This window comes from Aporhodopirellula rubra, assembly GCF_014192335.1.
Lineage (GTDB): Bacteria > Planctomycetota > Planctomycetia > Pirellulales > Pirellulaceae > Rhodopirellula > Rhodopirellula rubra.
In genome coordinates, this window is record NZ_JACHXU010000020.1 from 1 (window position 1) to 18,571 (window position 18,571).

At 57.2% G+C, this 18,571-nt stretch carries 14 protein-coding genes; 9 read left to right on the forward strand and 5 right to left on the reverse strand.

Annotated elements, in window-relative coordinates:
• Nucleotides 1-870 precede the first annotated feature (870 nt).
• Nucleotides 871-1,398, reverse strand: a complete 528-nt coding sequence (gene ruvC / locus FHS27_RS22670; RefSeq protein WP_246420626.1) for a crossover junction endodeoxyribonuclease RuvC — start codon at nucleotides 1,396-1,398, stop codon at nucleotides 871-873.
• Complete coding sequence (gene cysS, locus FHS27_RS22675) at nucleotides 1,380-2,999, reverse strand: cysteine--tRNA ligase (RefSeq protein WP_184307324.1); 1,620 nt, start codon at nucleotides 2,997-2,999, stop codon at nucleotides 1,380-1,382. The genes ruvC and cysS overlap by 19 nt, the downstream gene beginning before the upstream one ends.
• A gap of 625 nt (nucleotides 3,000-3,624) precedes the next feature.
• Here cysS and ilvN point away from each other — a divergent pair.
• The 6 genes from ilvN (at nucleotide 3,625) to FHS27_RS22705 (ending at nucleotide 9,418) form a co-directional block, all read left to right on the forward strand.
• Nucleotides 3,625-4,167, forward strand: coding sequence for an acetolactate synthase small subunit (gene ilvN, locus FHS27_RS22680; RefSeq protein ID WP_184307325.1), 543 nt, complete (start codon nucleotides 3,625-3,627; stop codon nucleotides 4,165-4,167).
• 143 nt (nucleotides 4,168-4,310) lie between these two features.
• Complete coding sequence (ilvC, locus tag FHS27_RS22685; protein WP_184307328.1) at nucleotides 4,311-5,315, forward strand: ketol-acid reductoisomerase; 1,005 nt, start codon at nucleotides 4,311-4,313, stop codon at nucleotides 5,313-5,315.
• Between the two features lie 4 nt (nucleotides 5,316-5,319).
• Nucleotides 5,320-5,922, forward strand: coding sequence for a DUF4254 domain-containing protein (locus FHS27_RS22690; RefSeq protein WP_044256238.1), 603 nt, complete (start codon nucleotides 5,320-5,322; stop codon nucleotides 5,920-5,922).
• A gap of 71 nt (nucleotides 5,923-5,993) precedes the next feature.
• On the forward strand, nucleotides 5,994-7,835 hold the full coding sequence (locus FHS27_RS22695) for a SpoIIE family protein phosphatase (RefSeq protein WP_009102206.1): 1,842 nt from the start codon (nucleotides 5,994-5,996) through the stop codon (nucleotides 7,833-7,835).
• Nucleotides 7,816-8,952, forward strand: a complete 1,137-nt coding sequence (locus FHS27_RS22700) for a Gfo/Idh/MocA family protein (RefSeq protein WP_184307330.1) — start codon at nucleotides 7,816-7,818, stop codon at nucleotides 8,950-8,952. The genes FHS27_RS22695 and FHS27_RS22700 overlap by 20 nt, the downstream gene beginning before the upstream one ends.
• 91 nt (nucleotides 8,953-9,043) lie before the next feature.
• Entirely contained in the window at nucleotides 9,044-9,418 is a 375-nt protein-coding gene (locus tag FHS27_RS22705) for a DUF2237 family protein (RefSeq protein ID WP_009102204.1), read from the forward strand.
• 18 nt (nucleotides 9,419-9,436) lie between these two features.
• Here FHS27_RS22705 and FHS27_RS22710 read toward each other — a convergent pair whose 3' ends face one another.
• Nucleotides 9,437-9,967: a cell division protein FtsH gene (locus tag FHS27_RS22710; protein ID WP_184307332.1), complete on the reverse strand. Its 531-nt coding sequence runs from the start codon at nucleotides 9,965-9,967 to the stop codon at nucleotides 9,437-9,439.
• 383 nt (nucleotides 9,968-10,350) lie between these two features.
• The gene (locus FHS27_RS22715) at nucleotides 10,351-11,955 is read right to left on the reverse strand and encodes a 2-isopropylmalate synthase (RefSeq protein WP_184307334.1); all 1,605 of its coding nucleotides are present in this window, start codon (nucleotides 11,953-11,955) and stop codon (nucleotides 10,351-10,353) included.
• 443 nt (nucleotides 11,956-12,398) lie between these two features.
• On the opposite strand from FHS27_RS22715, the gene argB reads away from it, so the two are divergent.
• From argB to argF, 3 genes are read left to right on the forward strand one after another with little or no spacing between them, the layout of a single operon-like run.
• Nucleotides 12,399-13,262, forward strand: coding sequence for an acetylglutamate kinase (gene argB, locus FHS27_RS22720; protein WP_009102199.1), 864 nt, complete (start codon nucleotides 12,399-12,401; stop codon nucleotides 13,260-13,262).
• Nucleotides 13,259-14,986 carry an aminotransferase class III-fold pyridoxal phosphate-dependent enzyme gene (locus tag FHS27_RS22725; RefSeq protein WP_184307336.1) on the forward strand — a complete coding sequence of 576 codons (1,728 nt, stop codon included), beginning with the start codon at nucleotides 13,259-13,261 and terminating at the stop codon, nucleotides 14,984-14,986. The genes argB and FHS27_RS22725 overlap by 4 nt, the downstream gene beginning before the upstream one ends.
• Nucleotides 14,983-15,924, forward strand: a complete 942-nt coding sequence (gene argF / locus FHS27_RS22730; RefSeq protein ID WP_184307338.1) for an ornithine carbamoyltransferase — start codon at nucleotides 14,983-14,985, stop codon at nucleotides 15,922-15,924. Before FHS27_RS22725 ends, argF begins: the two co-directional genes overlap by 4 nt.
• A gap of 190 nt (nucleotides 15,925-16,114) precedes the next feature.
• On the opposite strand, the gene FHS27_RS31560 is transcribed toward argF, so the two are convergent.
• Nucleotides 16,115-18,529, reverse strand: a complete 2,415-nt coding sequence (locus tag FHS27_RS31560) for a dockerin type I domain-containing protein (protein ID WP_184307340.1) — start codon at nucleotides 18,527-18,529, stop codon at nucleotides 16,115-16,117.
• Nucleotides 18,530-18,571 lie beyond the last annotated feature (42 nt).

Below are 18,571 nucleotides of genomic sequence, written 5' to 3' on the forward strand. Positions count from 1 at the left end.
CGGGAAGAGGAAGCAGTTAGGCGGGCTTCGGCTTCGTGACGGCACCGTGTTTGGTTTCGACCGATAGGTGAGCTGGCAGGGTCGCACGTCATCTTCGTGTGATCCGGAGTGAATGCCCGGCGATGCTGGACACCGAATCGCCAAACATTACTGTCAAGAGATGCCGCCAACCAAACGCGGCCGGCCGGGGGCGAGGTTGCTAGGGCGATTTCTTTGTCCGAAGAGATGTCCGAAGAGATAGAGATAAGGTGCCGACGAAAAGGAGGCCGGTACCGCTGCGGCTTTTCGGTACCGCACACCTTTTTCTCACTGGGATTGGTGAGTGAGTGGTTTTCGTGCTGGGGGGGGTGGTTGGGGTTTGATTCTTGGTCTTAATCTTTCTCTTAATCTTGATCTTTGGTTTTGGGGTGGTGTGTGGTTGGGGGTGAGGTGCTGGTTTATTTTGTGGGGTGGGCAGAAGTTAGGTTGCGCTGGGCTGAGCCTGCCGGTGGCTTGATGGCTGTGGGTGGCTTGATGGCTGTGGGTGGCTTGATGGCTGTGGGTGGCTGACCGAGGGCCTCGGTCAGCTACGGGGGAGGTTGGTTGGCGATTGAAGGCTTGATCTTAATCTTGGTCCTGATCTTTGGTTTTAGGTTGTGTGGGATTGTGGTGGGGGTGGGGCTGCTGGGGTTTGATGGGTGCGGGGGGCTGACCGAGGGCCTCGATCAGCTACGGGGGTGGGTGGATTTTGTGTCGGCCCGTTGGGCCTGGGGGCAAACGAAAAGCTGAAAGCAAAAATTGTTGGGTGCAGTGGCGACGACACGGCTTAGTCGACGCAAGCCTGGCTGCTTGATCGGTAGGCAAACGCCGCAGCTAAAAACTGGAGCGGCATCAAACGTTCAGCGGATTGCCGGTGAGATAGTGCCCGGTGAGGGCGATGGCCATGGCATCGGCGACGTCGTTTGGTTCAGGGACCTTTTCGAGCCCGAGCTGCAGCTTCACCGCTTGTTGCATCTGCGTTTTGCTCGCGCGGCCATTGCCCGTGATGACTTTCTTCACACGCGTCGGCTCATAATTGGCGATCGGCAATCCGGCTTCGCCCGCGGCCAAACAGATCACACCGCGAGCGTGCCCCATCAGTATCGCGGTTCGAGGTCGCTCGTAGTGCGAGAACAATTGCTCGAGGGCCATCGCGTCGATCGGATGGGCCGCGATGACTTCACGCACCCCATCGCTGAGTTCCTTAAGACGAGCCCCCAGCGGATCGCGAGCACGGCTGCGAATCACCCCCGCTTCGATCAGCAGAAGGCTGCCACCATCGCGGCGGATCACCGCGTAACCGGTCGTGTTGAGCCCCGGATCGATGCCCAGTATGCACTGAGCAACATCGGGACGATCGACTACGAGCTGCGTTCCCAAGACGTTCCTTCTTTTTTATCGAGCAGTGCGATTCCGAGTTCGGAAAGCCGGTCGCGGATCGCGTCGCCCGTCGCGTAATCCTTTCGCTCGCGAGCTTCTTTACGAAGATCGATTAACAGATGAACCACTCCATCGAGGAGTTCAGCAGAACTGTCGTCACCACCGGCGGCGATCGGCGGCCGCGCAAAAAGACCGAGCACGCGGGAGAGTTCTGCGATCACGGTCGTTGCGGTAACCAGCTTCTTGACCGACTCCGATTCGACGTCGCTGCCCGGAGCGAGTTTTTCGGAATCGATAAACCGGTTAAGGGCCCGCAAAGAATCGAACAGCACACTGATGGCGAGCCCGGTGTTGAAGTCGTCGTCCATCGCGGCGAGGAACTTCGTACGGATCGATTTGATTTCGTTGAGCAACGGATCTTTGCCGGCGTCAAAATCACCTTCGGTGCGCAGACGCGGTGTTTCGAGCGAGTAGAACGATTGGCCGGTGATCTCCGAGAACCGCTCGAAAAAGCGATAAAACGCTTCGAGTGACGTTCCGGCTTCGGCGAGCGTTTCGTCGTTGAAGACAATGGTGCTGCGGTAATGGGTTCGCAGCAGGAAGAAACGAATGCGTTCGCCGGTTTGGGTGCGGATCAGTTCTGCCAAACCGCCGGCACCTTTGCTGCGGCTGATTTTTCCCGAAGCGGCTTCTTCGACCGACTCGGCGGTTTCGGCGGCAGCGTTTTCGCGGTCGCTCTTGCCACCGATCTTGCCTTTTTCGCCCGCCCGCATCAGACCGTTGTGCATCCAGTATTTCACCATCGGTGCGTCATGACGGCACGTGCTCTGGGCCCGTTCGTTTTCGTGGTGCGGGAACATCAGGTCCAGCCCGCCACCGTGGATGTCGAACGTTTCGCCGAGAATCTCGTGGCTCATCGCCGAGCACTCGATGTGCCATCCGGGCCGGCCGTCACCCCATGGGCTCTCCCAGCTCGGTTCGCCCGGTCGGGCGGATTTCCAGAGTGCGAAGTCGCCAGGGTTGCGTTTCTTGGCGGCCGCTCCGCCGCCTTCGCCCTGCTGCGACTCGACGCTGCGGTTGGACAGTTGCCCGTAGCCGGGGTCCTTCGTGACGTCGAAAAACACGTCGCCGTCGATCGCGTAGGCGAAGCCTTTTTCCTCGAGCGAACCGATGAACGCAATGATTTGGTTCATGTGGTCGGTGGCGCGAGGCAGGTGATTGATTTGGTTGACGCCGAGTTCTTTCAGGTTAGCCAAGTAATCAGCGGTCATTTCCGCCGCGATTTGGCTCATCGGGATGCCGCGTTCTTTGCTCTTGGCGATCAATTTGTCATCGACGTCCGTGATATTGACCACGAACATGACGTCGTACCCGCAATAAGTGAGGAAGCGTTTGATCGTGTCGAAAATCACGGGACCGACCATGTGCCCGATGTGCGATTCGGCGTAAACGGTCGGTCCGCACAGATACATTCCCACGCGGGGCGGACGCAGCGGCGAGAATGGTTCCTTCGTCTTGCTGAGCGTGTTGTAAACCCGGATGGAGGGCCGAGATTCAACGTTTTTGTCAGCGAGAGCGGGGGAGGTCACGGTCGAACTCATGTTTCACAAGAGAAAATAGAGGGGAAAAACGGAGGCAAGCGAGTCCGGGAGTATAGGAAACATCGGTACCTCAGGGCGAGTCCACCTTTTTCGCCAGCGTCGAGCGTTTGTCACCGGTCGCGTAACGACGAATCTCAAACGCGTGCTGACTCCGCGATCGGCGGCCATCTGGAGAAAACTACGGAGATTGCCTCGAAAATCCCCAAAGGCCCCATGCCGGGTGCGAATTTCCGGGCAACGACGCCACAGGGGCACCCCCAGAAGTAAACCATCCCGGCGGGAGAATTCTGGAACGCGACATCCGAGCAGAAGATGACATCCGAGCAGAGATGCAGGGCATTGTTGTTGGGACCAGTCGTTCCTGTGACTAGGCGTTCCTGGGACCAGGACCAGGCGGGCATTTCCCGCCGGGCGGGAATCTGCGGGGTCAAATCTGCAGGGTCAACGGTGGGATTTCCGGGCCATGGCGGTCCGGTCGTAGCGACCGACATTCTCATTTCCCCAACCGCTTTGGATGGGCAGGCTTTGCCGCCCTTGGCAGCCAAGGGTGACAAAATTATCATGCCGCTCCAATTCGTCGCGACCCGCACCCTCTTTGACAGCTCTGAAGCTGTGTTTTTGCGTCATGGCCAACTCGAACTATCGTCACCTCCTCTCGGCACTCGTTCAGAACGTGCCCGGGGTGTTGGCTCACATTTCCGGAATGCTCGCATCGCGTGGATTCAACATTGACTCGCTCGCCGTCGGCGAGACCGAGGATCCCACCCTGTCGCGAATGACGTTTGTCGTCGTCGGCGACGAACGGGTCCTCGAGCAGGTCCGCAAACAGCTCGAAAAGATTGTCACCGTCGTCCGCGTTCTCGACATCAGTTCGAATGATTTCGTCGAGCGAGATCTGTTGCTGGTTAAGATCAGCGCCCCGGCAGGCAGCGTTCGCAGCGAAGTTCGCGAGCTGGTCGATATCTTCCGCGGTCAAATCGTCGACGTCGGTCCTGAAGAAGTGATGATCGAAATCAGCGGCCGCGAGAGCAAGGTCCAGGCCTTTATCGAGCGTGTCCGTCCCTACGGCATCCGAGAATTGGTCCGCACCGGACGAATCGCGATGGTCCGCAGCGATGGTTTGACGCCGGCTTCCAACGTGCCGGGCGTCGAAGCCTTGCACGCGTAGCCAATCGCCGACGCGATGACGCGTACGCGTTCGGTTTGTTCTGGACGCCGTGATATCGAGAGGACGCAACAACGCGTCCGCTTCTCATTCAACAATTACAACACCTCTATCTTCCCCCGTACCCTTCGAAGGTTTCGACTCTGATGGCTGCAACGATTTACTACGACAACGACGCCGATCTTTCCCACTTGAAAGGGAAGAAAGTCGCGATTCTCGGCTACGGTTCCCAAGGTCACGCTCAGGCTCAGAACCTTCGCGACAGCGGTTGCGACGTCATCATCGGCCAACGTCCAGGCTCGGCCAACTACGATCTCGCGGTTTCGCACAAGTTCGATCCGTTGCCGATCGCCGAAGCGACCAAGGCTGCGGACGTGATCAACATCTTGCTTCCCGATGAAGTCCAAGGCGACATCTACCGCGACCACATCCGTGACAACCTGTCACCGGGCAACGTGTTGATGTGCTCGCACGGCTTCAACATTCACTTCGGTCAGATCGAGCCACCTAAGGGCATCGATACTCTGTTGGTTGCTCCCAAAGGCCCCGGCCACTTGGTCCGCAGCGAGTACGAAAAGGGCGGCGGTGTTCCTAGCTTGATCGCCTTGGGTGAAGGTGCCTCGGAATCGACCAAGCAAATCGGTTTGGCGTACGCGAAGGGCATCGGCGGAACTCGCGGTGGTGTGATCGAAACCACATTCGCCGAAGAAACCGAAACCGACCTGTTCGGCGAACAAGTCGTCTTGTGCGGTGGTGTCAGCGAATTGGTGAAAGCCGGTTTTGAAACCCTCGTGGAAGCCGGGTACCAACCCGAAATGGCTTACTTCGAGTGCATGCACGAACTCAAGCTGATCGTCGACCTGTTGTATCAGGGCGGACTGAGCTACATGCGTTACAGCATCAGTAACACCGCCGAATACGGTGACTATGTTTCCGGACCACGCATCATCACGCCTGAAACCAAGGCGGAAATGAAGAAGATCCTGGAAGAAATTCAGTGCGGCGAATTCGCTCGCAAATGGATCAGCGAGAACCGCGCCGGTGCACCGTTCTTCAAGGCAACCCGTCGTCGTGAGCGTTTGCACGAAGTCGAGCAGGTCGGCATGGGCCTTCGCCGCATGATGAGCTGGATCGACGAGAAAGAGGTTTGATTCAGTGACAACCTTACCTCCGGTATCAACTCTGACGCAGCTTCAAATTGACTGCGTTGAGAAATGGCATAACGAACCGATCTCGAATCCGTATTCGGGTTTCGAAGAATTGGTGTGTCGCCAGCACGAATTCAATTATCGGCTTTGGCACGAGGAAGACATCGCCCGTAGTCCCGAAGCCACCGATGAGCGAATCGCCGGAGTGAAAAGGTCGATCGACAAGCTCAACCAAGCTCGCAACGATATGATCGAAAAGATCGACGACGCGATCACCGAACTTTTGGCTGCCGCGGGTGTCGGAGATACGTCGGCACTGCCGATTAATACCGAAACCTCCGGGAGTGCGATCGATCGTTTGTCAATCATGTCGTTGCGTTTGTACCACTACGCCGAACAACGCGACCGCGAAGACGCGACGGATGAACACCGTCAGAAAGTCGACCAGCGGGTCGCGTTGTGCCAGGTTCAGCATGCCGATTTGTCGAACAGCCTGCAGACATTGCTGGATGATCTGTTCGCCGGGCGGAAGCAGCACAAGACGTATCGCCAGATGAAGATGTACAATGATCCGTCATTGAACCCCGAAATTTATCGGGCGAAAGGCTAATCGCCGAACGCGGATGATGTCTCGGCGGGATTGGTTTTTCTGCTAACTCTCGAAATCGGACCTGCAGTGTCATGGCATACGTTACGTCCACCATCAACGGCGCGCCGTCAGACCAGTTCGAACTCGATCGTGACGAGATGCGAATCGGCAGGCATCCCGAATGTGACATCGTTGTCGATGCCGGTGCGGTCAGTCGGTATCACGCCAAATTGATCCACGCCGGCGAAACGTGGACGGTCGAAGATCTCGGCAGCCGTAACGGGACGTTTGTCAACGGGCAACTGCTCACCCGTCCGCATGTGCTGGCGCAGGGAGACCGGATTCGCATCAGCGAAGTGGAACTGCTGTTCCACAGCGACGCGATTCCCGAATTCGCCCGTGGTGGGACTAGCGAAATGACTTTCGATGGAACCAATTTTGGTATCCAGATGGTCGACGAATCGGATACCGAGGTCGTCGCCAGCTCGAAGATTGAATTCCGCAGCAGCGATCAAGGTCTGAAAATGACCGCGACGCCGGAGGCCAAACTCGCGGCGTTGATTGCGATCAATCGAAATCTGACCGGGGCGATTTCGCTCGACGAAGTCCTTCCCAAAGTTCTCGCGAGTTTGTTTGAGGTCTTCCCATCGGCCGACCGCGGATTTGTTGTCATGGAAACGCCCGACGGCAGCCTCGTGCCGCGGTGGGTGAAGACACGATCCAAGAATGACGAGACCGAGACGGTTCGGATCAGCCGCACGATCATTCGCAAAACAATGGAAAGCGGCGAGACGATCCTGTCGCTCGACGCGATGGACGACAGCCGGTTCGACAGCAGCGAATCGATCGCGGACTTCTCGATCCGTTCGATGATGTGCGCCCCACTTCACAACGCGGACGGCGAAGCGATCGGTGCCCTGCAGATTGACTCAACGCAGGGCCGCGGGCAATTTCGCGACGAGGACATTGACCTGCTCACCGGCGTTGCTGCTCAAGCGAGTGTGGTGATCAACAATGCCCGTTTGCACGAACAATCGCTGCGACAGAAAGAGGTCGAGACGGACCTGAAACTCGCCACCGAAGTTCAACACGCGTTTCTGCCGTCACGCCAACCCGAAGTCCCAACGTATCGGCTCGAGAGCTATTACCAAGCGGCCAACCATATCGGCGGTGACTACTTTGACTATGTCGAGTTGCCCGACGGACGCGTTGCGGTCGTGGTCGCGGACGTGGTCGGCCACGGCGTCGCGGCGGCGATGTACATGGCGAAACTGGCCGCGGAAACGCGTTTCTGCCTCGCAAGTGAACCGGATCTCGCCCGCGCCGTTGAGCGTCTGAATGATCTCATGAGTGGCTTGCACGTCGAGAGGTTTGTCACGTACCTGCTCGTCGTGATTGACCCCCGCAGTGATTCCATATCGATCGTGAACGCGGGACACATGCCACCGATCATTCGCCTCGCCAAGACCGGTGAAATTGTCGAACCAGGCGATGAAGATTCGGGGTTGCCGATCGCGATCGATGAAGGCATGGAATACGCGGTTACGACGTTCCCGTTCGACGAGGGTGACCTCGCGGTGATGTACACCGACGGGATCAACGAAGCGATGGACATCGACGACGAAGAATGGGGAACCGACCCACTGCGTGCGATCGTTCGCGACACGCTCGTGATGCCAGGCACCGATGACACCGCGGCGATTGTTGTGAAGGAACGGATCATCGAAAGCGTTTTCGAGCACATGGGCGACGCGGTCCAGTTCGATGACATGTGCATGGTGATCATCGAGCGAACCGAAAGCGCGCAAAAACGATTTAGCACGAACGAGACCGTGGAAGAAGATCTCGAACAAACCGAAGTTGACCTATCCGACATCGCTGAAACTCCTGAACTGGGCACGAAGAGCAATTTGAATGACACAGTCGACACCTGAATCGAAATTTGTCCGATGGGGATTCATCGGTGCGGCACAGATCGCTCGCAAGAATTGGAAGGCCGTCCGCATGAGCGGCAACGGTGTGGTTGCCGCAGTCGCGAGTCGCGATGTTTCTCGCGCCGAAGCTTTCATTCATGATTGCTCAATGGAAGCTCCGCCGGTCGTCGTCAATGCGAACGGAGAGGCGACGCTCGCACGCCCGGTGGCGGTCGGCGATTACCAAGATTTGATCGACCGAGATGACATTGATGCGGTTTACATCGCGCTTCCGACGGCGGTTCGCAAACAATGGGTCATCGCGGCCGCGAAAGCAGGCAAACACGTCCTGTGCGAAAAGCCGATGGCGGTTCATGCCGACGATGCTGACGAAATGATTGCGGCCTGCCGAGAAAACGGTGTCGAGTTCATGGATGGCGTGATGTTTGATCACTCATCGCGTTTGCCCGCGGTGAAGGAAGTGCTCGCTGACTCGGAACGATTCGGAAAAATGCGCCGCATCCAGACGCATTTTTCATTCTGTGCCGACGACTCATTCCAGTCTGACAACATTCGCGCCAGTGCCGAACTGGAACCACACGGATGCCTCGGTGATCTCGGTTGGTACTGCATCCGGTTCAGCCTTTGGGCGACGGGTGACCGGTTACCAGCTGCCGTTTCTGGTCGCGCGATCTCGGTCTATGACGGTGGCAGTGTCCCGTCAGAGTTTCAAGGCGAACTGAAATTTGACGACGACCTGACCGCAGGATTCTTTTGCTCGTTTCGCTGCGTCAATCAACAGACGGCGACGATCACGGGCGATCAGGGCTACCTCACGATCGATGATTTCGTTTTGCCGTTTGTGGATGCTGAGTCAAAATGGCAATGCCACCAACACGAACTGCAGATCGACAATTGCCGCTGGAACTTCGGTCGCCACACGACGAACGGTGCGGTACGAGAACACGCCTCGGGAGAAGCGGACTCGCAGGAGGTTCGAATGATTCGCAGCTTTGGCGAGTCCATCCTGAATCGAACACGCAACGAGCGTGCAGCCGACATCGCAATCAAAACGCAACGAGTGCTCGACGCATTGCGGCAAAGCGACGCCGAAAATGGCAAATGGATCACGTTATAAAAACGTGCTCCCAATACCGTCATGATGCTTGAGCCAAGCAGGATGACCAGGCGACCAAAACCCACTCACTCTCATTTAACGAAGTAATGACATGCCCGCTCGAAAATCCGGTGCGAAGAACGTCCTCGGAACGGAGCTAGCCGTTTGCAGCACCGATCCGATGACCGGTTTTTACCGCGACGGGTGCTGCAACACAGGCGGACAGGACGTGGGTTTGCACGTGGTGTGTTGCGAGGTGACGGCAGAGTTCCTCGAGTTCAGCCGTGAACGAGGCAACGATTTGTCGACGCCCATGCCGATGTACGAATTCCCCGGATTGCAGCCCGGTGATCGGTGGTGCCTGTGCGCGGCGAGGTGGAAAGAAGCGTTTGATGCGGGAAAAGCACCTCAGGTGCACCTCGAAGCGACTCACATTTCGGCACTCGAATTTGCGAGTCTCGAAGAACTAGAACAGTATCGCGTTTGAGTCGCGACGGAAGCAGCTTCAATATCCGGAACGCCGCCACCAGAAGCGAACGAGTTCCGCGACGCGTTCTCCGTCAATCGCATCACCGATCGAGAGTTCGTCCGCTAACGCCGCGATGGCGGGCCAAACGGGCGGGTTGGCGATCAAACGCTTGAGCCGGGAAATGGCATCACGCATGATCCGATTTTGCATCTCTCGCTGAGCGTGCATTTGCCGGACACACTGTTCGGCCTGTTGCCAATCGAGATGCCAGGTCGCGACGTCGATTTCGTCGGCGTCTTCTGCGCGGTACACCCACTCTGCGATCGGACCAGCCAAAATTGTGAGCAGTTCGCGTTGTTGTTGCCAAACCTGATTTGGGTCGACGCGGCCCCAGTTGACCAGACAATCGCCAAAGCGGTTAGGCAGATCATCTTCCAAATCGTCGTACGCGGAAGCTTGGGAAAGTGAGACCCGATCGATTTGGGCGCCGAGTGCGCATCCGACGATCGCGTGCCCGGCTTCGTGGTAAGCCGTGTAGGTTTCGTCTTCGTCGGATTCCCAATCCATCTTCGAATTCCTGTTCCTATTCAGGTTCGCACGGGCTCGTCCCGTCTTTGGCCGCGATGCCAAGGACGCCAACAATCGATTCACAAACACTTCATCGCAACCCGCCTCACGTACGGTCTGGGTTCGTGAGGCGGATCAGGGCTGCATTCGGGCGAGAGCGTCAGATCGTTCGCTCAGGTCAAAACAACTCGCCGAAGCTCTGGTTAGCTCAGGGCAACAACAAGTCGCTGACGCTCCGTTGGCTCAGGGCTGTAAACATCCGCTAACGCTCCGTTGGCTCAGGGCTGTAACAACCCGCTAACGCTCCGTTGGCTCAGGGCTGTAACAACCCGCTGACGCTCCGTTGGCTCAGGGCTGCAAACATCCGCTAACGCTCCGTTGGCTCAGGGCTGTGGCAGTTCGCTGTCGCCCTGAGAATTCTGCCCGGCGGCGATTCGGTCGATCGCGTTCAGGATCGCGAGGATCGTGCTTTCGACACTATCTGTGCTAACGCCGACGCCGCGGTAGGATCGCCCTTTGTGCTCGACCTCCACGTTCACTTCTCCGATCGCATCACGTCCGAGCGTCGCACTGCGAACCCGGAAATCTTTGCAGACCAGTTCAATGCCGGTGATTTTTTCGACCGCCCAGAACGCCGCATCGATCGGCCCGTCGCCCTGTTCAACCTGTTCGGTGAATTCTTTGTCGCCGTGCCCGAGGGTCACGCGAACGCGAGGTGTTTGGTTTCTCGCGCTGGTGACTTCGTAGTCGAGCAGTGTCCACTGAGTCGTCGACGTGCCGCTGATTTGCTGTTGCACGAGAGCGACGATGTCACCGTCGTAGATTTCTTTCTTTTTATCAGCGAGCACTTTGAAACGATCGAAGACCGATTGCAGTTGCTCTCCGTTGAGGGTGAAGCCGAGTTGTTTGGCGCGATCGGCGAGAGCGGCCCGACCGCTGTGTTTGCCCAAGACCAAATCCGTTTTTGAAAAACCGACTTCCTCGGGTGACATGATTTCGTAGGTGCTGCGTTCCTTCAGCATGCCGTCTTGGTGAATCCCCGATTCGTGCGCGAACGCGTTGCGGCCGACGATGGCTTTGTTTCGTTGGACGTTGATACCGGTCGTCTTGCTGACCAATCGGCTGACCGGAACGAGGCGTTTCGAATTGATGCCGGTGGTCAGGTGGAAGTAATCCTGGCGAGTTTTGATCGCCATCACGATTTCTTCCAACGCGGCATTCCCCGCACGTTCGCCGATACCGTTGATTGTGCACTCGATCTGTCCGGCACCTCCGGCGACTGCCGCCATCGAGTTTGCAACGGCCATCCCCAAATCGTTGTGGCAGTGGGTGCTGAGGACAGCCTTGTCCATATTGGGCACGCGGTCGCACAGCATTTTGAATCGGTCAAAGACTTCGCCTGGGGTCGCATACCCGACGGTGTCGGGGACGTTGATCGTCGTGGCACCAGCGTCGATGGCGGCTTCAACGACGCGGCACAGGAAGTCATGCTCAGTGCGGCAAGCGTCTTCGGGTGAAAACTCGACATCGTCACAGTATGACGCGGCACGTTTAACGCCGGCGATCGCCCGTTCGACGATTTCATCTGTGGTCATCCGCAATTTGAACTGCCGATGGATCGCGCTGGTGGCGAGGAACACGTGGATGCGTGCACTCGATGCGACTTTCAGTGCCTCCCACGCCCGATCGATGTCTTTGTCGTTACAGCGTGCCAAACCGCAAATCGTCGAACCGCGGACGGTTTGAGCGATTTGCCGGACGGACTCGAAATCCCCTGGCGAGGCAATCGGGAAACCTGCTTCGATCACGTCGACGCCCATGTCAGACAGCGCGGCGGCGACCTCGAGTTTCTCCGAAAGATTCATGCTCGCACCAGGCGATTGCTCGCCGTCGCGAAGCGTGGTGTCGAAGATGCGGATATGTCGCTGCGGAGATTCGGACGTCGGTCCGGAGGATGGCTGATCCGTTACGGTCGTGGTTTCAGACATGAGTTTTTCAGATTTGGGAATCTAGGTGACTGAAGGAATTGGGATAGGAAACGAGAGTGAGGCGATTTCGAGGGTCACATTCGGGATCACAAAAAAAAAGCCCGAGTCGCACAGTGAAGGCGGCTCGGGCTAATTCGTTTTTTGGTGGTGGTCGGGAAAGCGAGGCTCTACGTACCCACGACGAATCGGCTCGAGCTGCCGGGAAGCAGGCCGAGGTCGAGAATAAGTCGTAGAGCTAGTCGATTTCGCATGGCATCAAAATAAACAGTGAGTCCGGCAATGGTCAAGCCTGCCAAATGGGTTTTCGGTCGCGAGAACGTGCAAAATGAGCGATTCTCGTCCAACAACAGCTGGAAATACCGCCACATCAACAAAACAAGCCGAATTGACCCAAGGGGGGAGGCACCTTAGACTTTTCCGCTTTTCTTTTCCGGCAATTCTAAATGAATCAAGCGATCGCAAAAGCGGACACACTCATCGAAGCGATGGGGTGGATCCGTCGATTCCGTGGCAAAACAACGGTGATCAAACTCGGTGGCAGTTTGTTAGAAGATCGCACCGCGATGCACCACCTGTTGCTGGACGTGATCTTTATGGAGACTGTTGGGCTGCGTCCGGTCGTGGTCCACGGCGGCGGCAAAGCGATCACGCAAGCGATGGCCGACGCGGGAATCGTCGCACAATTCATTCGCGGTCGCCGCGTCACCGACGAACCGTCGTTGAAGGTGGTCGAGCAGGTGCTCGCCGGTGAGCTTAATGTCGAGCTGACCGAAATGATGGAGCGTCTGGGCGGGCGAGCCATGAATCTCTCGCCGCGCACGACGTGCGTGCTGCACGGGCAAAAAATGCTCGATCCCGATGGCGAGGATCTGGGATTCGTCGGTGAAGTCACGCGGGTTGATCGCGACGTGATCGAAAGCCTCGCCTACACGGATCAGGTCCCGGTGATTCCCTCGTTGTGCTATGACGACGAAGGTCAACTCTACAACGTCAACGCGGATACTGCTGCGATGGCTGTCGCGCAGTCTCTCGGTGCCGATAAATTAGTCTTCCTGTCGGACGTTAACGGTGTCCGGCGAGATGAGTCGGACCCGAATTCGATCATCCCTGCCATGTCCGCGGCTACGTCAAGGGAACTGATCGCCAGCGGGGTGATTCGAGGTGGCATGATTCCAAAAGTAGAAGCTTGTTTGGAAACGCTCGATCGCGGCGTTCAAAAAGTGCACATCATTGATGGACGTTTGCGACATTCTCTGCTGCTCGAAATTTTCACCACCGACGGAGTCGGGACTGAGATTCACGCATGAACCAATCCAATCGCGGCGATCATGAGTTGGACGCACTTGCCGGCATGATCTCGCCCACCGGACGCGGAGGTGAGTTTCTCGCCGATGCGGTTTCGCAATGGGCGCATTCCTATTGGGAAAATGCGTCCGGCGGAGGCACGGACTGGTCGGCGCGACTCGCCGAGCGATTGCGCGACGTCACCGGTCACGATGAAACGGTGATCGCGACGTGTTTGCCCGCGGGTTCACTCGAAGACCTGCTGCAATGGGCGATCGTCCTCTGCCGTCGACGACACCAATCCATCACGGTGCAATCGGACAATGCGAATTCGTCGAATGACGGTGGTGCAGCCGAATCACGCGTGCTCTGTGCCGTTGGCAGTGATCACGGCCGAGGCGTTGTCGGCCGGATGGCGAGCGGTCGAGCCGATCTTCGCGAACCGGCGTGGCCGTTGGTGCCAGGGTTCGTGCACGCGCCACTCGATTCCTTGCATCAACGGATCGACGACAGCACCGCGATGGTGTTGATCTCGCCCGTGGATTTGCACGAACAGGTCCAACCGATTTCACTCGAACAGTTGATCGCGATCCGTGAAGCCTGCGATCGCCATCATGCCGCGTTGGTGATCGATCATCGCAACCTTCCGCCGATGGGCGGTGGCCACTTTTGGATTCAAGACTCCATCGCCTCGGTGACGGCGGACGCGGTCATGATGTCCGCCGGGCTGAACGGCGGATGCGGTGGCGGCGTGCTGGCTCTCAACTCGGCCCTCGCTGAACAAATCCAACAACTAGAACCGGCTGATGCGAGCAGAGTGACCAGCGAGCAAGAGATGCCGCTCAGCCCTCAGGTAGCGGTTGTCGTCGACGCGACATTGCAACAATGGATGACCCTTTCGTGGCAGTCGACCGAATTGGATTCCCTCGCAACCTCCTTGGCCGAACGATTGGCTCGTCGAGAAAGTGTTCGCGATTTGCACGTGACGGGACGCTCGATCGGCATCGAACTCGACCTGCCTTCGCTACAATGGGCAGAGGTTGCCGCCGGTTTTGGACTCGCCGTTGCGACGGCGGGCGAGTTCGCAGTCCGCTTGCAACCACCACTGATCTTCGAAGCCGACGAACAATCGGAATTGCTCGATCGCATCGACATGGTTTTTGAAGCCATCGAGGAAGAAGAGCAGCGTTCGGACGAGCCTGTTGCGGAGGCTTCGCCGGAAGACTCCGAGGCATCGGAAGAAGACACACAATCCGAAGCCGAGTCCCTCGACGAAGTGGCGGACGCTCCTTCGGACATTGTGGACGATGACGAACTCGGAGACGACGAATCGGATGTCGAAGACGAAGAAGACAGCGACGAGAACCACGAAGAAGCGTTCGCGGACGATGAATCCGACAATGATGAACTCGACGAAGAAGAAATAGAAGACGAAGAACCAGAACACGACGAACTCGACGACGAACTGGATGAGGACGAGTCGGAAAGCGACGAGTTGGAACAGAAATCGTCCAACGAACTGGAATACGAGTCCGATGGTGAAGACGAGAACGAAGAAGATGAAGATGACGCCTCGGATGAAGATGAGTTCGAAGAAGAAGAGCAACTCGACGTAGACGAGATTGACGAAGACGAAATCGAAGACACTGACGACGATGAAGTGAAACGATCCCAATTCGAAGGTGAATTCGCCGAAAGCGAAGCCGACGATTCGGATTCGATAACCGATCCGGAGACCCAATCATGAGACATCTGCTAACTCTGTTCGATCTGACAACGGACGAACTGAAATCCATCTTAGCCACCGCCTGCCACCTCAAAGGTGAACTGCGTGCCGGGTTGCGACCACCAATTTTGGATCGCTACACCCTGGCGCTCCTTTTCGAAAAACCGAGCTTGCGGACGCGGGTCAGTTTCGAAACCGGAATGACGCAACTCGGTGGCAACAGTTTGTTTTTGGGCGAGGATGTCGGATGGGGCAAACGTGAATCTCCATCGGACTTCACCAACGTTCTCGGGCAATTTGTCGATGCGGTGGCCTGCCGCGCCAAAAGCCACGACCGCGTCGAACAACTCGCCAGCTTCAATGCGATGCCGGTGATCAACAGCCTCACGGACTTGTCGCATCCCTGTCAGGCGATCGCGGATGTGTTGACGATCCAAGAAGCGTTTGGGTCTCTCGAAGGTCGACACCTGGTCTTCGTTGGCGATGGCAACAACGTCTCTCGTTCGTTGGCGTTAGCCTGTGCGATGCTGGGACTACGCTTCACCCTCGCGTGTCCCGAAGGTTATGAACTCGACGACGAGTGGCTCGGCCGAATCAAAGAACGGTATCCCGACGCGAATTTGCGACAGGTCACCAATCCTAAGGAAGCGGTGAAGGAAGCCGATGCAATCTACACCGATGTGTGGACTAGCATGGGACAAGAAGCCGAGTCCAAAATTCGCCGCAAAGCGTTCGCGGACTATCAACTCAACGAAGAGTTAATGGCGTCCGCACCGTCGACCGCACGCGTGTTGCACTGCCTTCCCGCAGTCCGCGGCGAAGAGATTACCGACGACGTGATCGACGGCCCTCAAAGCGACGTAATCAACCAAGCCGGGAACCGCATGCACGCGCAAAAGGCGCTGCTGGTTTTCCTTCTTCGCCCCGAATGGATTCAAGAGAACGTCACGACCAAATAAGGTCGCGGTAGCAAACGATTTTTCTCGATACTGTGTCTGGGAATGCAGACTGAGCGGCCACGTCGTTTTTTAAAAACACTAGTTCTAAAAACACTGGGCAGGCACCAATGGACCGTTGCCGCGAAATGACGACGCTCAGTCGAGATCGAGCGGTGTTTCGTCGTAGCGAGGCTCAACGTGCAAGAAGGCCTTACGAATCGACGGTATCGTGGAAGACGAGTCCTGCGTCACCGTCATCGGGTTCCGCATCCGCTTGGCTAACCCATTTGATTGGTTCGGCGAGGACTTCATCGATGCCCGCGAAGTCATCCGTCACCACGGTCGATTCGCCGGCAGCTTGACTCGAAACGAGGTTCGTTGATGCGGCAACCGATTCACCCGAAGGGGCGGCGTCGGCCTCGCGGACATTGAGGTAATTGATCACACGCAGGGCATCGAGCGCCGTGATGACCCCATCGTTGGTCACGTCGATTTTGCTGCCTTCCGTGTCGTCCCACGTCAGCGTTCGCGAGCCGTTCAGATTGAGGTCGTTAATGACCTGCAATGCGTCAACAGCCGTCACCGTACCGTCTTGGCTGACGTCGAATGGATCTGCGGTGTTGTATCGAGGGCTATCAACGATCTTCGCGGCTAGAACGATCGGACCGTTCACCGAAGGGTTAACTTCGATCACATCGAAACCATAGGTAACCTGATCCGCAACCGCCGTGAGTCGGTACTGTCCCGCGGGAAGATCTTCGACCGAGAATCCACCATAGGCGTCGGTGTTCAAAACACCTGGCACTCCCGTGCGGATCGCGGTCATCCCGATCGATGTGTCCGCGTGCCCGGCGATCCGTATCGACGCGATCTCTCCATTCGGATCACTGACACCAAGCGTTTGTGTCTCACCGAAATCGAGTTGCCCGTCCGCGTTGCTCTGCAAATCCGTGGTCGCTCGATCGATCAGTTCGCCCGCGGCATTGTAGGCTTCGAATCTCCCATAGGAGGATTCACCCGACTCCAAACCAACGATGTCAACTTCGACGTAGCTGGTCGGCTCATCAAGTGTTGCTCGAACACTCACACGCTGGCCTAGCCGCGGCGTCCAGAACTGCAACTGCGGGTCAAATACCTGAAACAGTGGGAGGTTGTCCAACGAGCCAAACGCCCTGGCTTCGACGTCGGACGTCATTCCGATGAGGCTTCCGACGAGAGTGATCCCATCAACCGTACTGAGCTCGGTATTCAGTGGTGTGTCGGCCGCGTCAAAACTACCTCGCGGAAGCTCACTGCCGTCGTTGGATTGAATGGTCAGTGACACGTCACCGAGGAGTGGCTCACCCAATGACGCAACTCCGTTGGAATCCAGATCGAGAAACGCGTATCCCGTCAGGCTCGTGTTGCTCGACAACAGCGGAATCGTTGGGGTGGCGGAGAGGATTTCGCTCGTGATTCCGGTTTGAGCATCGACGACTCTTAATTGAATCGTTGAGAAGTCTGACGGGACCGCAATATCGAGATCAAACGTTGCCGTGTAAGTGTCTGGTTCGGCGAGCGTTTGCCACGGCCCGTTATCGATCGACGCTTCCAATCGGCTGACGCGGTTCAGCGTGATGTCGCTTTGGTGCCCTGACGAATTCAGGTTGGCGAGCGTTCCGACGGACGCTTCGCCGACGAATTCAAATTGAGACGTGTCGGTGTTGTAGCCACCGGTTCCGACTAAATTCAACGGCACGTCGAGTACATCGAAGATGCCGTCACCGTCACTGTCTTGCCAGCCGACCTGAGCCAACGTTGAGGCGGCCGAGGTATGCGAAACGTAGGAGGCGACGAGACGCTCGTAGCCCGCCATGATGCTGTCTTCTTGTTCGAATCCAGGCGTCGGGTTGTCCCATGCGTTCAGGTTTTGGGTGTCGTAGTAGCCGCGACTGTTGGCGTAATTCCCGCCGCCGGAATACTCATCCATGGCCCAGAAAATGTGCCCCATCTCGTGAGCAATGGTGCTTGAAGGACGCGTCGAAGGCGTGACCATGTACAACCCGCCCGCGAATGCAAACGCACCGCGGAAGGAGCCGCCGCTCGGGAAGAATCCGTCGGTATCCTCCGAAGAATCGGCGACGAAGATAGAGAACGCCCAGTCGGTTCCGAACTTCTCACGTTGGGCGTTGTTGAACGCAAACATGCCCTCATCGAGCTGCAACGATCCGTCGATTTCGGCAAAGTCGAGAAAATCGCTGACGTATTGGTTGTAGTTGTCGCTGACGCGGTTGATCGGCTCGTAGCCAGTCTCAACCGGAGTTCGGGCATACGTATCGTCAATGACGAACTCGAGCGAATGAACCGTGTCGAGTTCATCGAGCGCGTCGGACCACCAATTCACCCCCGTCGTAATGTTAGCCAGCACCGCGTCAATTTCCGCGGCGGTCCAATCCTGTGCGTTGGTGTCGATCGATCCATCGGACTCCAAGAAGATCGGCGTGACCGTGACGGTGCCGAGCAAGAATTCCGCCGTGTCCTGGGGCGTTGCTCCGAATGGCAATTCAGCCGCCATCACCCGCCGACGCTCGAGAATTTCGAGCTTCGGGCGTCGGAAACGCTTTCGGTGGCGATCGGGACGCGGCACAGGCGGTACTAGGCAAATGAGGAGAATAGAGACCAGCGACGT